The sequence below is a fragment of the Streptomyces sp. WM4235 genome, from assembly GCF_001279725.1.
Taxonomy (GTDB): Bacteria; Actinomycetota; Actinomycetes; order Streptomycetales; family Streptomycetaceae; genus Streptomyces.
On record NZ_LGDE01000282.1, the window covers coordinates 32,855 to 47,997 of the forward strand.

The window sequence follows — 15,143 nt, forward strand, 5'->3', positions numbered from 1 at the left end:
GTAGCCTCGGGCCCATGAGCAAGCCACCGCGCCTCACCCTGCCACCGGCGGCCCGTGCGTACCGCCTGACGACCTCGCGCGGCGCTTTCGCCGTGCACGAGGCGGGGGAGCCGCTGCGCGGCACCGCCCTGCTGGTTCCCGGGTACACGGGGAGCAAGGAGGACTTCATCGGGCTGCTGGAGCCGCTGGCCGATGCCGGCTTCCGGGTGGTGGCGGTCGACGGGCGCGGTCAGCACGAGAGCCCCGGCCCGCGCGAGGAGTCCGCGTACGCGCTGGAGGAGCTGGCCGGGGACGTGCTGGCCCAGGCGGCGGCCGTGTCCGGCGTCGACGGGGGCCCGATCCACCTGGTGGGTCACTCGCTGGGCGGCCTGATCGCCCGCGCCGCCGTACTGCGCGACCACACCCCCTTCGCCTCCCTGACCCTGATGAGCAGCGGTCCGGCGGCGATCTCGGAGGCACAGCAGGAGCGTACGAAGCTGCTGGTGGCGGCTCTGGAGTCGCTGCGGGGGGTCCCGCCCGTGGAATGCATGTCGGTGGTGTGGGCGGCGATGCGGGCCCAGGATCCGGTGGACGCGCCGGTCGATGGCCCCGAGCTGACGGAGTTCCTGCGCGGGCGGTGGGTGGCGACCGAGCCGGAGCAGTTGATCGCCGCGGGTCGGGTGCTGATGTCGGAGCCGGACCGGGTGGCCGAACTGGCGGTGGTGCCGCTGCGCATGCTCGTGCTGTCGGGAGTGGTGGACGACGCGTGGCCGGTGCCGCTGATGGACTCCATGGCGGAACGTCTGGGTGCGTCCCGAGTGATCGTGAAGGGCGCGGAGCACTCCCCCAACGCCGAGAACCCGCAGGTCACGGCCGATGCGCTGGCGGACTTCTGGAGCGCTGCGGCACCCGAATAGTTAGCCAGTGAAAAAATTTCCTTAGCGTAGGGAATGTTTGCCGCTTACACTTCGTTAACCCTGTGCAAGGAGAACACCGACGAAGGGAGAAGCCCGTGCGCTTCGAGATTCTGCGCCTGGACGATGTCGACGGATCCGCCGTGGACAGCACCGTCGTGGACGCGGCCTCCGTCAACCGGATCGTGCAGCAGGCCGCGTCTGTCGGCCAGCGCATTCTGATCCGACCGGCCGAGACGGCGTCCTCCTGACCCACCTGACGCGAGCCGCCTGACAGCCGCCGCGTGTATGGACACCAATGCCCCGCACCGATCCGGTGCGGGGCATTCGCATGTGTGTCGCCGGGTCCGCCGTGGCGTCGAGGGGCCTCGTCCGCGATCAGGAGGTGTGCACGACCTGGAGGACGCCGTTGATGATCTGCTGGACCGCGATGGCGGAGAGCATCATGCCGGCGAGCCGCGTCACCAGGACGACCCCGCCGTCCTTGATGACCCGGATGATCACCAGCGAGTAGCGCATGGTGATCCACAGCACCACGTGCATGGCGACGATCGCCGCCCAGACGGAGACCTGACCGCTGAAGCCGTCCGCCTTCTGCACGGCGAGGATGACCGACACGATCGCGCCCGGCCCGGCCAGCAGGGGCATGCCGAGCGGGACGAGGGCGACGTTCACGTCCTTGGTCTGCTTGGGCTCGTCGGTCTTGCCTGTGAGCAGGTCGAGGGCGATGAGCAGGAGCAGCAGACCGCCGGCGATCATCAACGCCGGAACGGACACGTGCAGGTAGTCCAGGATCTGCTGGCCGCAGAGACCGAAGACGGCGATGACGCCGAAGGCCACGCAGACGGCCTGCCAGGCCATGCGGCGCTGCACCTTCGCGGGGCGCCCGGAGGTCAGGGCGAGGAAGATCGGCGTGATCCCCGGGGGGTCCATAATCACAAAAAGGGTGAGAAAAAGGGATCCGAAGACGGCGAAATCAAACACAGTGATGCCTTGCAGGAGAGAGGTGTGAAAGCAAGAGGGGAGTGCGGGGCGGGCGAGGAGCCGGTCCTCGTTACGCGACCCGTCCGCCGGCGCCGGGCACGGGGAACGCCCCGGTGGAGCGGCGCGTGATCTCGCCGTAGATCTCGGGGTCGGTGGTGTACTCGCCGAGGCGACAGGACTTGCGGGTGCCGTGGTAGTCGCTGGACCCCGTGGTCAGCAGGCCCAGGTCCGCGGCCAGTGCGCGCAGTCGGGCCCGGGTGTCCGCGTCGTGGTCCATGTGGTCCACCTCGATGCCGTCCAGCCCGGCGGCCGCCAGGGCCGCGATGGCGGCCTCGGGGACGACCCGCCCGCGCTTGACCGCGGCGGGGTGCGCGAAGACGGTGACCCCGCCGGCGGCCTTGACGAGGCGGACGGCGTCGAAGGGGTCCAGCTCGTGCTTGCCGGCGTAGGCGCGACCGCCGTCGGCGAGCCAGTCCGCGGTGAACGCGTCGGACACGGTGGGCACGACACCCAGGTCCACCATGGCGGTGGCGATGTGCGGACGCCCCACGGAACCGTCGCCCGCGATGCGGGAGACCCGCTCCCAGGTGATGTCCACGCCGAGGTCCCGCAGCTTGCCGATCATGGCCTGCGCGCGGGGGGTGCGGTCGTCGCGGACCAGCTCCCGCTCACGGGCGAACTCGGGCTCCTCGGGATCGAAGAGGTACGCGAGCATGTGCATGCCGACGCCGTCGAGTCGGCAGCTGAGTTCCGCCCCGGTGACGAGGGTGAGGCCGGCCGGCACGTGGGCGACGGCCTCGGCGTATCCCCCGACGGTGTCGTGGTCGGTCAGCGCGACCACGTCGAGCCCGGCGGCGGCCGCGTTGCGGACCAGCTCGGCGGGGGTGTCCGTGCCGTCGGATGCCGTGGAGTGGGCGTGCAGGTCGATGCGCACAGCCGTGCTCCATGGTTCTCGTACGGACGGGGGGACACTCCAGAATACCCAGCCCCGCGAGCCCCACGGCCCCACCGCACGGCGGGGACGGTCAGGACGGGCCGAGGATCCGGGGGCTCAGGGCGCCACAGGGAAGGAGTTCGACCTCGGCGCCCGCGTCGCGCAGATCCGTCAGGACCAGCTCGTCGTACATCAGCAGCCCCGACTGTTCGGGCCAGACGATCGCCCACAGCCACAGCCCGCGCGCCTCGCCGGCGAAGACGGCGCGGTCGTCCGGGGTGCCGGTGACGTGCCACAGCGGTGTCGGCCGGCCGGCGGCGACGACCTTGGCGTGCGGCGCACCGGAGACGTCCATGTGGGGGCCCGGGTCGGGCGCGTCGATCCCCGCGTACCGGGCGCCGAGTCCGACGCCCAGCTCCTCGGCGATCAGCAGCAGCTCTCCGATGCCGCCCAGGGGCCCGGGGCCCGAGCAGGCCACGGCGGTGGCCCGGCCCCCGCTGCGGTCGTCACCGGCGGCCGCGACCCCGGTGAACAGCCACCCGACCGGCAGCGGCCACGGCATCCAGACCGGCACCTGCGCCCGGTGGACGACCACGCCCAGGCCCTCGACGCTCGGCGGGATGACGGGCTGCAGGGGATGGACGGCGCCGTGTACCGCGCACTGCCAGGAGTCGGCGAAAAGGCCGGGTGCGCGGACCCGGCCACCGCACTTCGGGCAACTCGGTTCGCCCCTCATAGGAAGCACGCTCCTCCCCGCCCGGCGCCCCGTCAAGACGCGATCACCCGTCCGGATCCCATCCGTACCCGCAACCGGCGGCGCTCAGTCCAGTACGACGGCGCTACGCAGAGGGTCCCGCAGATCCGTGCCGCGCGCGAGCCAGCGCTCCTGGAGCGCGGCGGCGCCGTGCACCCGCTTCCAGGCGGCCTCGTTCGCCGTCATCGGGAGCAGGGGCAGGAAGTGCACGGGGTCCATGGGCTCGTCCAGTTCCAGGTCGGGCACCAGCCCGCCCGGTTCCGCGACCAGCACCGAGGTGAACGGCGCCCCCTCCCAGAGCGGTTCGCCCACGTCCAGCGAGGCCCCGGGGGCGACGATCAGGCCCTCGACGACGGGGGACGCACCGAGTACGGCGAGCGGTCGCAACAGCCGGTCGGTGGGGGCGAGGCCGCCGCGGACGGTCAGCACCAGTTCGGCGCGCGGACCGCGCACCGGGTCGGCGACCACGGCGGTGGGGTCGGTCATCGGGTGGGCGGACATGCCGAGGGTCGCGTAGCGCAGGAGGTCGCCCTCCACGAAGCGCAGGACCTCGATGCGATCGGTGCCCAGGAAGGTGACGGCGGCGCGGGCGTCGGGTTCACCGAACGCGGTCCGCAGCCGGGCCTCCACAAGAGCCAGAATTTCTGCCATGGAGCGAGCATAGAACTCGTATCCCCCGGGTAAAGGGCGGGTCTTGACCATCCGTCGGCTGCTAGTGTTGACAGCTGGTTCGGCCCGCGTGCAGAAGCATCGTTTCAAGGGCCGGACGACAGGACGTCCCCCACGGGGGACCGGCCGGAGGAGGTGGGGCTGCAATGGATCGAAGTCGATCGTGCAGTACCAATCGCTCTTCCACTTTCAGGCCGGGCGCCTCCCGCCCCCTGTGATCTTCCGATCAGTAGAAGAGCGACGGCAGAACTTTGTCCTCTCCGTCCTTCTCCTTCCGCCTGCCGGGGCCTGCCCGCCCGCTCGCAGCCGCGGAGGGTCTCCCACCCGTACGGTCCGCAGCCGTGCGCGCGAAGGAGCCTGCCATGTCGATGCTGCCCTACCTCCGTGCCGCCGTCCGTCCGGCCCTGCGCCGGTCCGCCTCCGCGCAGCCCGGCTACGACACCACCCGTGACCCGTCCGCGAGCAGCGCGGTGGTCGACTGCGCCGTGTACCGCGACGGCCGGCGCGCACCCGGGCCGGGTTGTCTGACGCCCCGTGAGGCGATCCGTCGGGTCCGTGAGGACGGCGGGTTCGCCTGGATCGGCCTGCACGAGCCGACCGAGTCCGAGTTCGCGGGGATCGCCGCCACCTTCGGACTGCACCCGCTCGCCGTGGAGGACGCGGTGCACGCGCACCAGCGGCCGAAGCTGGAGCGTTACGACGACACCCTCTTCACCGTCTTCAAGACGATCCACTACGTCGACCACGCCCAACTGACCTCGACCAGCGAGGTGGTGGAGACGGGCGAGGTGATGTGCTTCACCGGCCCCGACTTCGTCATCACCGTCCGGCACGGCGGCCAGGGCTCCCTCAAGGGCCTGCGACACCGCCTCCAGGACGACCCCGACCTGCTGGCCCGGGGGCCTTCGGCCGTGTTGCACTCCATCGCCGACCACGTGGTCGACGGGTACATCGCGGTCGCGGCGGCCGTCCAGGACGACATCGACGAGGTGGAGAGCGAGGTCTTCGCCGCGCCCGCCAAGGGCGCCACCCGCGGCGGCGACGCGGGCCGCATCTACCAGCTCAAGCGCGAGGTGCTGGAGTTCAAGCGGGCGGTCGCCCCGCTGCTGCGCCCCATGGAGCTGTTGAGCGAGCGCCCGATGCGGCTGGTGGACCCGGACATCCAGAAGTACTTCCGCGACGTCGCGGACCACCTGGCGCGGGTGCACGAGCAGGTCGTCGGCTTCGACGAGCTGCTGAACTCGATCCTCCAGGCCAACCTCGCGCAGGCGACCGTCGCCCAGAACGAGGACATGCGCAAGATCACCTCCTGGGCGGCGATCATCGCCGTGCCCACGATGATCTGCGGGGTGTACGGCATGAACTTCGCCCACATGCCGGAACTCCAGTGGAAGTACGGCTACCCGATGGTGATGGTCACCATCGTCGGGACCTGCCTCACCATCCACCGGGCCCTCAGACGCCACGGCTGGCTGTAGGGGATGTCCTGTCGATCGGGCCCGGACACGACGAGCCCGGCCCGACCGACAGGACACCGCCCTGCGAACCGACCGCGGCCGGCTACGCTGGCCCCATGACTCTCAGCGCGTTCGATCTGGCCCTCGTCGAGGAGGCCGGCAAGAAGTCCGGACTGATCTGGGTCCGCGGCTCCGGGACCGATCGGGCCCTGTGGCACGCCTGGGTCGACGGCGCCGCCCACGTGCTCGGCGACGGGCCCGGGGAGCAGCCGTTCCCGGGGCTCGCGGACGGCTCGACGGCCGAGGTCACCGTGCGCAGCAAGGACAAGGGCGGCCGGCTCGTCGCGTGGACGGCCACCGTGCGGGAACTCCCGCCGCGCGGCGAGGAGTGGCAGGCCGCGGTGGCCGAGCTGAAGGGCAAGCGGTTGAACGCCCCCGACTCCGAGCTGATGACGGAGCGGTGGGCGCGGGAGTGCCGGCTGCTGCGCCTGGAGCCCGAGGCCGTACGGGACGCGCTGCCGGGCGGGTCGCTGGCCGCGGCCCCGCTGCCCTCCCCCGCGACGACCCGCCGGGCCATCCCGGCGGGGCTGCCGAAGCTGCTGCTGAAGCGGCGCAGGGCCGCGCGCTGATCCTCGGGCCGTGACGGGCCCGGCCCGCCGGGGATGAGCCCTCGGGCCGCCGGTCAGCCGCCGGGGTTGGAGCCCTGGCCCGCGCTGCCGCTCGGGCTCGGCTTGACGCCGCCCTGGTTCCTGGTCGTGGGCAGCTGGGACCCGTAGTCGACCGTCTGGTCCTTCGCGGGGGGATCCAGCGGGAAGGCCTGGCCCCAGTCCGCGAGCTCCACCCGGCCGGCGCCGCCCGCGCGTTCCATGAGCAGCGGGTAGGGGGTGCCGTCGAGGGACACCGAGAGGCGGCCGCCCTTGCCCCCGTCGGCCAGGAGCGGGACCACGCGGGCCTGCCCGACCTTGCTGTACGGGCTCTTGGTGAGCTTGCCGTCGAGGCCGAGCAGTCCGTCGAGCAGGACGCCCATGTCGGTGAAGCCGCGGAACTGCTTGTAGGTGGGGTCGCTCTCGGGCACCTTCACGAACTTGTCGCCGAGCTTGCCGGCCGAGTCGGACTCGCCCCAGAAGGCCGCGCTGGCCTTCAGGTAGAGCTGCTCCCCGACGCGCAGCACCTGGAAGGTGTCCTCCTGGGACTTCACCTCGCCGGTGCCGCCGTCGGACTTGAGGCGCATGTCGAGGGTGAAGGACTTGCCGCCGCTGACCAGGGTGCCGGACAGGTGCACCGAGGAGGCGGCGGTGGCCGCCGTCCGCGCCTGCGCCTCGATCTTGTCGGCGGAGAGCTTGCCGACCCCGTTGGTCCCCTTGTCGGGATCCTCGCCACCGCCGCCGCCGCAGCCCGTGACGGAGACGGCGAGGCCCGCGCACAGGACGCCGGCGACGGCGGCCCGGCGCAGCCGTGCGACAGGGAGGTTGGCGGTCACGGGCGGGTGCCTCTCGGTGGTTCCTCTGGGGGCGACAGGCAGCGTACCCGCCCGGGCCTCGCGGCCCGCGCCCGCGTCCGGAGAGGGGTGCGGGGGCCCCGCGGGGCGGCCCCCGCACGGCTCGGACAGGTGCGCCAACCCCGGCCGGACGGCCCCACCAGGACGCTGACCGGCGGCACGGGCTAGCCTGAGGCTCGGCACGAGTCTTGATCGACGGTTGGTTCACGCTCTAGGAGGCGCTCGGATGGCTGCAGGCGCCCCGCGGATCTTCGTCTCGCATCTGTCGGGTGTGCCCGTCTTCGATCCCAACGGCGATCAGGTCGGCCGCGTCCGCGACATCGTCGCCATGCTGCGCGTCGGCGGTCGCCCGCCGCGGCTGCTGGGCCTGGTGGTCGAGGTCGTCAGCCGGCGTCGGATCTTCCTGCCGATGACCCGGGTGACGGGCGTGGAGTCCGGACAGGTCATCACCACCGGTGTCATCAACATGCGGCGCTTCGAGCAGCGGCCCACCGAGCGACTGGTGCTCGGCGAGCTGCTGGACCGCCGGGTGACGCTGGTCGCCGGCGGCGAGGAGGTCACCGTCCTGGACGTGGCCATCCAGCAGTTGCCGGCCCGCCGGGACTGGGAGATCGACCGGATCTTCGTGCGCAAGGGCAAGGCGGGCGCGCTGCGCCGGCGCGGCGAGACCCTCACGGTGGAGTGGTCCGCGGTCAGCGGGTTCTCGTTGGAGGAGCACGGGCAGGGCGCCGAGAGCCTGGTGGCGACCTTCGAGCAGATGCGACCGGCCGACCTGGCGAACGTACTGCACCACCTGACGCCGAAGCGTCGCGCCGAGGTCGCCAGCGCCCTCGATGACGACCGGCTCGCGGACGTCATGGAGGAGCTGCCCGAGGACGACCAGGTGGAGATCCTCGGCAAGCTGAAGGAGGAGCGCGCGGCCGATGTCCTGGAGGCGATGGACCCCGACGACGCGGCCGACCTGCTCTCCGAGCTGCCCGAGGACGACAAGGAGCGGCTGCTGACGCTGATGCAGCCGGACGACGCGGCCGATGTGCGCCGCCTGCTGTCCTACGAGGAGAACACCGCCGGCGGTCTCATGACCACCGAGCCGATCGTGCTGCGGCCGGACGCCACGGTCGCCGACGCGCTGGCCCGGGTACGGCAGGCGGACCTGTCGCCGGCGCTGGCGGCGCAGGTGTACGTCTGCCGGCCGCCGGACGAGACGCCCACGGGCAAGTACCTGGGCACGGTGCACTTCCAGCGGCTGCTGCGGGACCCGCCGTTCACCCTGGTCAGCTCGATCGTGGACACGGACCTGCCACCGCTGCGGCCGGACTCCTCGCTGCCCGCCGTGACCACGCACCTGGCCGCCTACAACATGGTCGCGGTGCCGGTGGTCGACGAGAGCGGGTCGCTGCTGGGCGCGGTGACCGTCGACGACGTGCTCGACCACCTGCTGCCGGACGACTGGCGGGAGACGGACTTCCATTCCGAGGAGGCCGTGAGTGGCCACTGAGCGGGGGCGTGGCGATCGAAGCCGCGGCGCCGGCGCCCCGCGCGGCGACGCCGCGCGCAAGCAGCGGCGAGAGCGGCGCGACCATGCCCGCGAGGGCCTGTCGGACCGGCTGGAGGAGGCGGCGGAGCGGCTGCGGGCCGACCGACCGGAGCGTTCCGCCGACCGGTCCAAGGGGAGCGCCCCGTCCGGGGCGAGCGCGCTGACGCGTTCGCGCGTCCGGCTGGACCAGCCGCGTGCGGCGCGCCGCCGACTGTTGCCCGAGTACGACCCGGAGGCCTTCGGAAGGCTCTCGGAGCGGGTCGCGCGGTTCCTGGGCACGGGCCGGTTCATCGTCTGGATGACGATCGTCATCATCGCCTGGGTGCTGTGGAACATCTTCGCGCCCGGGCACCTGCGGTGGGACGAGTACCCGTTCATCTTCCTGACGCTGATGCTGTCGCTCCAGGCCTCGTACGCGGCCCCGTTGATCCTGCTCGCGCAGAACCGGCAGGACGACCGGGACCGGGTCAACCTGGAGCAGGACCGCAAGCAGAACGAGCGGTCCATCGCCGACACCGAGTACCTGACGCGGGAGATCGCCTCGCTGCGCATGGGCATGGGCGAGGTCGCCACGCGCGACTGGATCAGGTCGGAGTTCCAGGACCTGATCAAGGAGATGGACGAACGGCGGCTGCTGGCCCCCGAACGTGACGAAGGCGACCGCTGACGGGCTTACCGGCGGCGTGCCGGCGAGCCGTACCATCGGGACATGGCTACCGACACAAGCTCCGCCGACGCCGCCGTGCCCGAGCAGGACGCGATCCTGGACGCGCTGGCGACGGTGAACGACCCCGAGATCCACCGGCCGATCACCGAGCTCGGCATGGTCAAATCGGTGGAGATCGGCGACGGCGGCGCGGTCGCCGTCACCGTCTACCTGACGGTGTCGGGCTGCCCCATGCGCGAGACCATCACCAAGAACGTCACCGAGGCCGTCGAGCGCGTCCCCGGTGTCACCTCCGTCGCCGTCACCCTCGACGTGATGAGCGACGAGCAGCGCAAGGACCTCGCGAACACGCTGCGCGGCGGCACCGCCGAGCGCGAGGTGCCCTTCGCCAAGCCGGGCTCGCTGACCCGTGTGTACGCGGTCGCGTCCGGCAAGGGCGGCGTCGGCAAGTCCTCGGTGACGGTGAACCTCGCCGCCGCGATGGCGGCGGACGGTCTGAAGGTCGGCGTGGTGGACGCGGACATCTACGGCCACAGCGTGCCGCGCATGCTCGGCGTGGACGGGCGCCCCACCCAGGTCGAGAACATGATCATGCCGCCCTCCGCGCACGGCGTGAAGGTGATCTCCATCGGCATGTTCACCCCGGGCAACGCGCCGGTGGTCTGGCGCGGTCCGATGCTGCACCGCGCGCTCCAGCAGTTCCTGGCGGACGTGTTCTGGGGCGACCTGGACGTCCTGCTGCTCGACCTGCCGCCGGGCACCGGTGACATCGCGATCTCGGTGGCCCAGCTGGTGCCGAACGCCGAGATCCTCGTGGTGACCACCCCGCAGCAGGCCGCCGCCGAGGTGGCCGAGCGGGCCGGTTCGATCGCCGTGCAGACCCACCAGAAGATCGTCGGTGTCGTCGAGAACATGTCGGGCCTGCCGTGCCCGCACTGCGACGAGATGGTGGACGTCTTCGGCTCGGGCGGTGGGCAGAGGGTCGCCGACGGGCTGACGAAGACGGTCGGCGCCTCGGTACCGGTGCTGGGCTCGATCCCGATCGACGTCCGGCTGCGCGAGGGCGGCGACGAGGGCAAGCCCGTCGTCCTGTCCGACCCCGACTCCCCCGCCGGCGCGGCCCTGCGCGCCATCGCCGGCAAGCTCGGCGGCCGGGCCCGCGGCCTCTCGGGCATGTCGCTGGGGATCACCCCGCGCAACAAGTTCTAGCGCTCGCCCGAGAGCACGAAACGGGGGAGGGCACCGCCGGTCGGCGGTGCCCTCCCCCGTTTCCGTCACCCGTCCCCGCCGTGCGTCTGCGGCGTGGGGGCGCGGACTTCCGGCGGCTACCGGTACGCGTCCAGGTCGCCGATCACCGAGAAGCCGAGCCCGTACGCGCTCATGCCGCGCCCGTACGCGCCCAGGTGCACCCCGCCCCGGGACCCGGCGAGCACCCAGCCGAACTCCGACTCGCGGTAGTGGAACGGCGTCGGCTCCCCGTCCACCGGCAGGGACAGCGTCGACCAGTCCTCGCCGTCGAGGTCGTCGGCGAGTTCCCAGGCCGCCTCGGTCTGCTGGTCGAGCCAGTCGTCGCGCAGGCTGTGGTCCATCCGACCGGGCCAGCTGTAGGCCAGCAGGCCCGAGCCGGCCAGCCAGGCGGCCGAGGAGACCGAGGTGGCCTCCAGGACGCCGGTTCCGTCGGCGCTGCGGCGGATCGGGTTCCCGGCGACGGTGATCACCACCGCGAAGCGTTCCTTCTCGCCGGTGGCGATCTCCCCGCGCACGGACGGCTCGTCGCCGTGGCCGGTGGAACCGTGCTCCACGGTCCCGTCCGCGGCGGTGCCCACCTGCATCAGCCGGCGGGGGCCGGTGAAGGCCCCGTCCAGGCCGTACCAGGGGAAGTCGGCCCGCAGGTACCCCTCCACCGCCCGACGGGCCGCAGGGGCGGGGTCGGCGCCCTCCTGGGCCGCCGCGGGGCTCTGTCGCGGGTCCTGCTGTGCCTGCGGGTCGTCCGCGGGCAGCTCTGCGGGGATTTCGGCAGGCTGCGCGCCTACCCGGCTACTGCTCGTCGTCTCCATCTGGGCGGCCTCTCGTTCCCTGGGGTCCGGAACGGCCCTCCCCCTCGACTCGACGGGGGGACCCCCTCCCTCGGGCGTCCTGCGTCCGGACGGACAGATGGAGGATAGCCATCCGACTCCGGATCACCGGGCAGGCGGCGGCTCAGGTGGCGTCGGCGTCGAAGGGAGTGCGCTGCTCGGGGGACGGGGCGGCGGGCTTCTTCAGCAGGTCGGGGCCGGTGCTCGCGGCGGGCGTGGCGGCGGACGCGGACGGGGTCGCGGGCGCGGCGGGCTCCTTGCCGTTCACGGCGTCGGTGACGTCGTTGAGCTCCTTGCGGAGGTCAAAACTGCTGCGGATGTCCTTGAGGTCCTCGTTCTCCGTCAGCTGCTTGCGGATGAACGTCTTGGGATTGAGGTCCTCGAACTCGAAGTCCTTGAATTCCGGACCCAGTTCGGAGCGGATGTCCTGTTTGGCACTGTCCGAGAACGACCGGATCTTGCGGATCACCCCGGTGACGTCCTGGATCATCTTCGGCAGTTTGTCCGGACCGAACACGAGAATGGCCAGCACGACGATCGTGACCAGCTCGAGTGCGCCTATGTCGTTGAACACCTTGCCGCTCCTCGGCTCTCTTCACGTCGGGCCAGGACAACGGTACCCGTCGATGCCTCGGGACCCATACGCCCGTACCGCACGGGTACCACTTTCGCCGCCGTCCGACGCCGGGAGCGCGTCGGGCGCGCTCGCCGTGTCACGAGCCGTCGGCCGAACCCAGCACGACGTCCAGCGTGCGCTCCCCGCCGTCGCGCAGCACGGTCAGGTTCAGGGAATCGCCCGGCCGGTGGGCCCGGATCTTGATGATGAGCTCGTCCCCGCCGTGCACGCGCTGCCCGTCCACCTTGGTGATCACGTCGCCCGCCTTGATCCCGGCGCGGGCTCCCGGCCCGTCGGCGACGACCGCGGGCTTGCCGTCCGCGGCCTTGGTCCCGACACGGGCTCCGTCGCCCTTGTACTGCATGTCGAGGGTGACTCCGATGACCGGATGGGTGGCGTGCCCGGTGCCGATGAGTTCCTCCGCGACCCGCTTGCCCTGGTTCACGGGGATGGCGAAGCCGAGGCCGATGCTGCCGCTCTGGCGGTCCTCCTCGTCTCCGTCGCCGCTCTTGTCGGCGCCCCGGATGGCGCTGTTGATGCCGACGACATGGGCGCGGGCGTCGAGGAGCGGGCCGCCGGAGTTGCCGGGGTTGATCGGCGCGTCGGTCTGGAGGGCGTCGACGTAGCTGATGTCGCTGCCGTCGCCCTTGTCGCCGCCCGCGGTGATGGGGCGCCCGGTGGCGCTGATGATGCCCGCGGTGACGGTGTTGGAGAGGTCGAAGGGGGCTCCGATGGCCACCACCGGGTCGCCGACCTTGACGTTCTCGGAGTTCCCGAGGGTCAGGGGCCGCAGTCCGCGCACCCCTTCGACCTTGACCACGGCCAGGTCGTAGCCGCCGTCCCGGCCCACGAGTGTGGCGGGGACGCTCTCACCGGTACTGAAGGTGACCGTTATGTCCTTGGCGTCGGCGACGACGTGGTTGTTGGTGAGGATGTGTCCCTGCGGGTCGAGCACGAAGCCCGTGCCCGTGCCGCTGCCCCCGCCGCCGCTGACGTGGAGGGTGACCACGCCGGGCAGCGCCGAGGCCGCGATCCCCGCGACGCTGTCGGGGGCCCGCCCCTTGGAGTCGACGGCGGCCTGCGGGAGTTCGAGGCGGGTGCTGCTGCGGCGCTCCGCGAGGACGCCCAGGAAGCCGCCGACGCCGCCGGCGAGGAGGGCGACGCCGACCGCGAGGGCCACCACCCGCCACATGCGGAACCCGCGCGGCTCCCGCCCCCGGTCCACCACGTGCAGCGGCCGGGCCGCCCAGGGGTCGTACCGCGGCGCGACCTCGGGCCCCGCGTCGGGATCGACTTCCGCACCGGTACCGGCCTCGGCATCGACCACGGTCGCGGCGTGCGGGTCGGGAGCGGTGTGCGGGTCGGAAGCGGTGTACGGGTCGCTCAGGGGCCCGTGCTCCGGGTCCGAGCCCTGCGGGTCGGAGCGCTGCGGGGGCACCTCCGCCGGTCGCGCCTTCGCAGGGCCGTCGGGCCGGCTCCACCACTGTGGCGCCCGCGACGCATCGGTCTGCTGGCTGTCGGACATGCGCGCTCCCCGCGTACCTGTCGCACCGCCGGGCGGCGCATCTGCCGCCGATTCAACCAGGTCCGGCCGTCAGGGGGAGCCCCGCCCCCGAACCCGCGACGCGAACGACGGGGCACGGGGCGGCGGCCGTCACCGGGACAGGGAGACCGCCGGGCGGGCCGACACGGTGGGGCCGGGCGAGGTGAGCGTGGGCAGGCCACCGGGGCTGGGCAGCCGGTCGCGGACCACGGCGTCGGTCAACGGCGCGTACGGCCCGGGCCTGGTCGCGGGCGCGTCTCCCCGGGCGTTCGGCTCGACGGCGTCCAGCGGCAGCGACCCGCCGAGCGCGATGGCGGCCAACGACACGGCTCCCGCGGCGACGAACGCGAAGCGACGTCTGGGTCGCCCCATCTCATGGATCCTGAAACCCTCGCGCGAGGACGCCGGCGCGGCGTACCCGAAGGAGGACAACGGGTCGGCACCCGGCGGGCCGGAGGGCGGCGGCGGACCGTCGGGATCGCCACCCGGAAGGCCTTGGAGGCGGGCCAGCAGTCCGGCGGACAGCGGCGGGGGCGCGCTCTCCACGAACATGCTCTTCACCCGACGCTGCGCGTCGGCTTCGGCCTTGCATTTGGGGCAGGTGGCCAGGTGGGCGAGCACCCGCTCGCGCACGTCATGGCTCAACTCGCCGTCCACGAGGGCGGCGAGACGGTCGCCCAGGTGTTGTTCGGCGGGGGACGGACGGGCTCCGGTCACTCGGCTCCGCCCTCTCCCCCGGCACCCGGCGCACCCACCGCCACCCCGGCCAGCGCGCGCTGCTCCGCACGGGCCTCGGGAGACCGGTGCTTGAGCGCCTTGCGCAGGTGGGAGCGGCCGCGGTGAATGCGGCTGCGCACGGTGCCGAGCTTCACGCCGAGCGTGGCGGCGATCTCCTCGTACGACAGGCCCTCGATGTCACACAGCACCACGGCCGCGCGGAACTCGGGGGCGAGGGTGTCCAGCGCCTGCTGCACGTCCGCGTCGAAGTGCGTGTCGTGCAGCACCTGCTGGGGGGACGGCTCGCGGCTGGGCAGCCGCTCCGCGGCGTCGTCGCCGAGCGCGTCGAAGCGGATCCGCTGCTTGCGGCGGACCATGTCCAGGAAGAGATTCGTCGTGATGCGGTGCAGCCAGCCCTCGAACGTGCCGGGCGTGTACGTGGACAACGAGCGGAAGACGCGGACGAAGACTTCCTGCGTCAGGTCCTCGGCGTCGTGCTGGTTGCCCGTCAGGCGGTAGGCGAGACGGTAGACCCGCGCACTGTGCGTGCTGACGATCTCCTCCCACGAGGGAGGGGTCCACGCCTGCGAGCCCGCATCGGCGGCAAAGGTCGCGGTGGTAGCGGATGCGGTGGTGTGGAAGCGGTCAGCAATGTCGGTCACGGATTTCGGCTCGCCGGCCGACCAGAAGAGGCGCCTGAGCACGCCTCCACGATCCACAGGCGCAGCCGCACCTCCCCTGTCGGCTCTGGTGGTGTCCAGTGGAGTCCCTACCATAGCCACCCCTCCCGTCAGCTCCG

Annotated in this window: 17 protein-coding genes; 7 read left to right on the forward strand and 10 right to left on the reverse strand. The window is 72.3% G+C overall.

The window, feature by feature from the left end; translation table 11 throughout:
• Positions 1-14 precede the first annotated feature (14 nt).
• Both ADK55_RS19505 and ADK55_RS39260 read left to right on the forward strand, forming a co-directional pair.
• On the forward strand, positions 15-896 hold the full coding sequence (locus ADK55_RS19505) for an alpha/beta fold hydrolase (RefSeq protein ID WP_053680449.1): 882 nt from the start codon (positions 15-17) through the stop codon (positions 894-896).
• A 95-nt stretch (positions 897-991) separates the two neighbouring features.
• On the forward strand, positions 992-1,144 hold the full coding sequence (locus tag ADK55_RS39260) for a hypothetical protein (protein WP_199826569.1): 153 nt from the start codon (positions 992-994) through the stop codon (positions 1,142-1,144).
• A gap of 127 nt (positions 1,145-1,271) precedes the next feature.
• Here ADK55_RS39260 and ADK55_RS19510 read toward each other — a convergent pair whose 3' ends face one another.
• The 4 genes from ADK55_RS19510 to ADK55_RS19525 all read right to left on the reverse strand — a co-directional run bounded on the left by ADK55_RS19510 (position 1,272) and on the right by ADK55_RS19525 (position 4,216).
• Positions 1,272-1,877, reverse strand: coding sequence for a MarC family protein (locus ADK55_RS19510; RefSeq protein WP_053680451.1), 606 nt, complete (start codon positions 1,875-1,877; stop codon positions 1,272-1,274).
• A gap of 70 nt (positions 1,878-1,947) precedes the next feature.
• Complete coding sequence (locus tag ADK55_RS19515) at positions 1,948-2,811, reverse strand: PHP domain-containing protein (RefSeq protein ID WP_053680452.1); 864 nt, start codon at positions 2,809-2,811, stop codon at positions 1,948-1,950.
• A 91-nt stretch (positions 2,812-2,902) separates the two neighbouring features.
• Positions 2,903-3,547, reverse strand: coding sequence for a DUF6758 family protein (locus tag ADK55_RS19520; protein ID WP_053680454.1), 645 nt, complete (start codon positions 3,545-3,547; stop codon positions 2,903-2,905).
• A gap of 84 nt (positions 3,548-3,631) precedes the next feature.
• On the reverse strand, positions 3,632-4,216 hold the full coding sequence (locus tag ADK55_RS19525; RefSeq protein ID WP_053680456.1) for a suppressor of fused domain protein: 585 nt from the start codon (positions 4,214-4,216) through the stop codon (positions 3,632-3,634).
• 380 nt (positions 4,217-4,596) lie between these two features.
• On the opposite strand from ADK55_RS19525, the gene ADK55_RS19530 reads away from it, so the two are divergent.
• Positions 4,597-5,712, forward strand: coding sequence for a magnesium and cobalt transport protein CorA (locus ADK55_RS19530; protein WP_053680458.1), 1,116 nt, complete (start codon positions 4,597-4,599; stop codon positions 5,710-5,712).
• Positions 5,713-5,807: 95 nt separating this feature from the next.
• A complete protein-coding gene (locus ADK55_RS19535) occupies positions 5,808-6,320 on the forward strand; it encodes a hypothetical protein (protein ID WP_053680460.1) in 513 nt (170 codons plus the stop codon).
• A gap of 53 nt (positions 6,321-6,373) precedes the next feature.
• Here the strand turns inward: ADK55_RS19535 and ADK55_RS19540 are convergent, their stop codons facing one another.
• On the reverse strand, positions 6,374-7,171 hold the full coding sequence (locus ADK55_RS19540) for a hypothetical protein (RefSeq protein WP_053680462.1): 798 nt from the start codon (positions 7,169-7,171) through the stop codon (positions 6,374-6,376).
• A 244-nt stretch (positions 7,172-7,415) separates the two neighbouring features.
• Between ADK55_RS19540 and ADK55_RS19545 the strand changes: the two genes are divergently transcribed.
• The 3 genes from ADK55_RS19545 to ADK55_RS19555 all read left to right on the forward strand — a co-directional run bounded on the left by ADK55_RS19545 (position 7,416) and on the right by ADK55_RS19555 (position 10,602).
• On the forward strand, positions 7,416-8,687 hold the full coding sequence (locus ADK55_RS19545) for a magnesium transporter MgtE N-terminal domain-containing protein (protein ID WP_053680465.1): 1,272 nt from the start codon (positions 7,416-7,418) through the stop codon (positions 8,685-8,687).
• A 199-nt stretch (positions 8,688-8,886) separates the two neighbouring features.
• Positions 8,887-9,393 carry a DUF1003 domain-containing protein gene (locus ADK55_RS19550; protein ID WP_371591602.1) on the forward strand — a complete coding sequence of 169 codons (507 nt, stop codon included), beginning with the start codon at positions 8,887-8,889 and terminating at the stop codon, positions 9,391-9,393.
• Positions 9,394-9,435: 42 nt separating this feature from the next.
• Complete coding sequence (locus tag ADK55_RS19555; RefSeq protein ID WP_199826570.1) at positions 9,436-10,602, forward strand: Mrp/NBP35 family ATP-binding protein; 1,167 nt, start codon at positions 9,436-9,438, stop codon at positions 10,600-10,602.
• Between the two features lie 116 nt (positions 10,603-10,718).
• On the opposite strand, the gene ADK55_RS19560 is transcribed toward ADK55_RS19555, so the two are convergent.
• From ADK55_RS19560 to sigE, 5 genes are all read right to left on the reverse strand, one after another.
• Complete coding sequence (locus tag ADK55_RS19560; protein WP_053680466.1) at positions 10,719-11,450, reverse strand: hypothetical protein; 732 nt, start codon at positions 11,448-11,450, stop codon at positions 10,719-10,721.
• 142 nt (positions 11,451-11,592) lie between these two features.
• Positions 11,593-12,042: a sec-independent translocase gene (locus ADK55_RS19565; protein ID WP_053680468.1), complete on the reverse strand. Its 450-nt coding sequence runs from the start codon at positions 12,040-12,042 to the stop codon at positions 11,593-11,595.
• 139 nt (positions 12,043-12,181) lie between these two features.
• Positions 12,182-13,609, reverse strand: coding sequence for a S1C family serine protease (locus ADK55_RS19570; RefSeq protein WP_078999150.1), 1,428 nt, complete (start codon positions 13,607-13,609; stop codon positions 12,182-12,184).
• 129 nt (positions 13,610-13,738) lie between these two features.
• Positions 13,739-14,344 (reverse strand): zf-HC2 domain-containing protein, encoded by a 606-nt coding sequence (locus ADK55_RS19575; protein ID WP_053680472.1) that lies wholly within the window; start codon positions 14,342-14,344, stop codon positions 13,739-13,741.
• Entirely contained in the window at positions 14,341-15,120 is a 780-nt protein-coding gene (gene sigE, locus ADK55_RS19580; protein WP_078999151.1) for an RNA polymerase sigma factor SigE, read from the reverse strand. The genes ADK55_RS19575 and sigE overlap by 4 nt, the downstream gene beginning before the upstream one ends.
• Between the last annotated feature and the right edge of the window lie 23 nt (positions 15,121-15,143).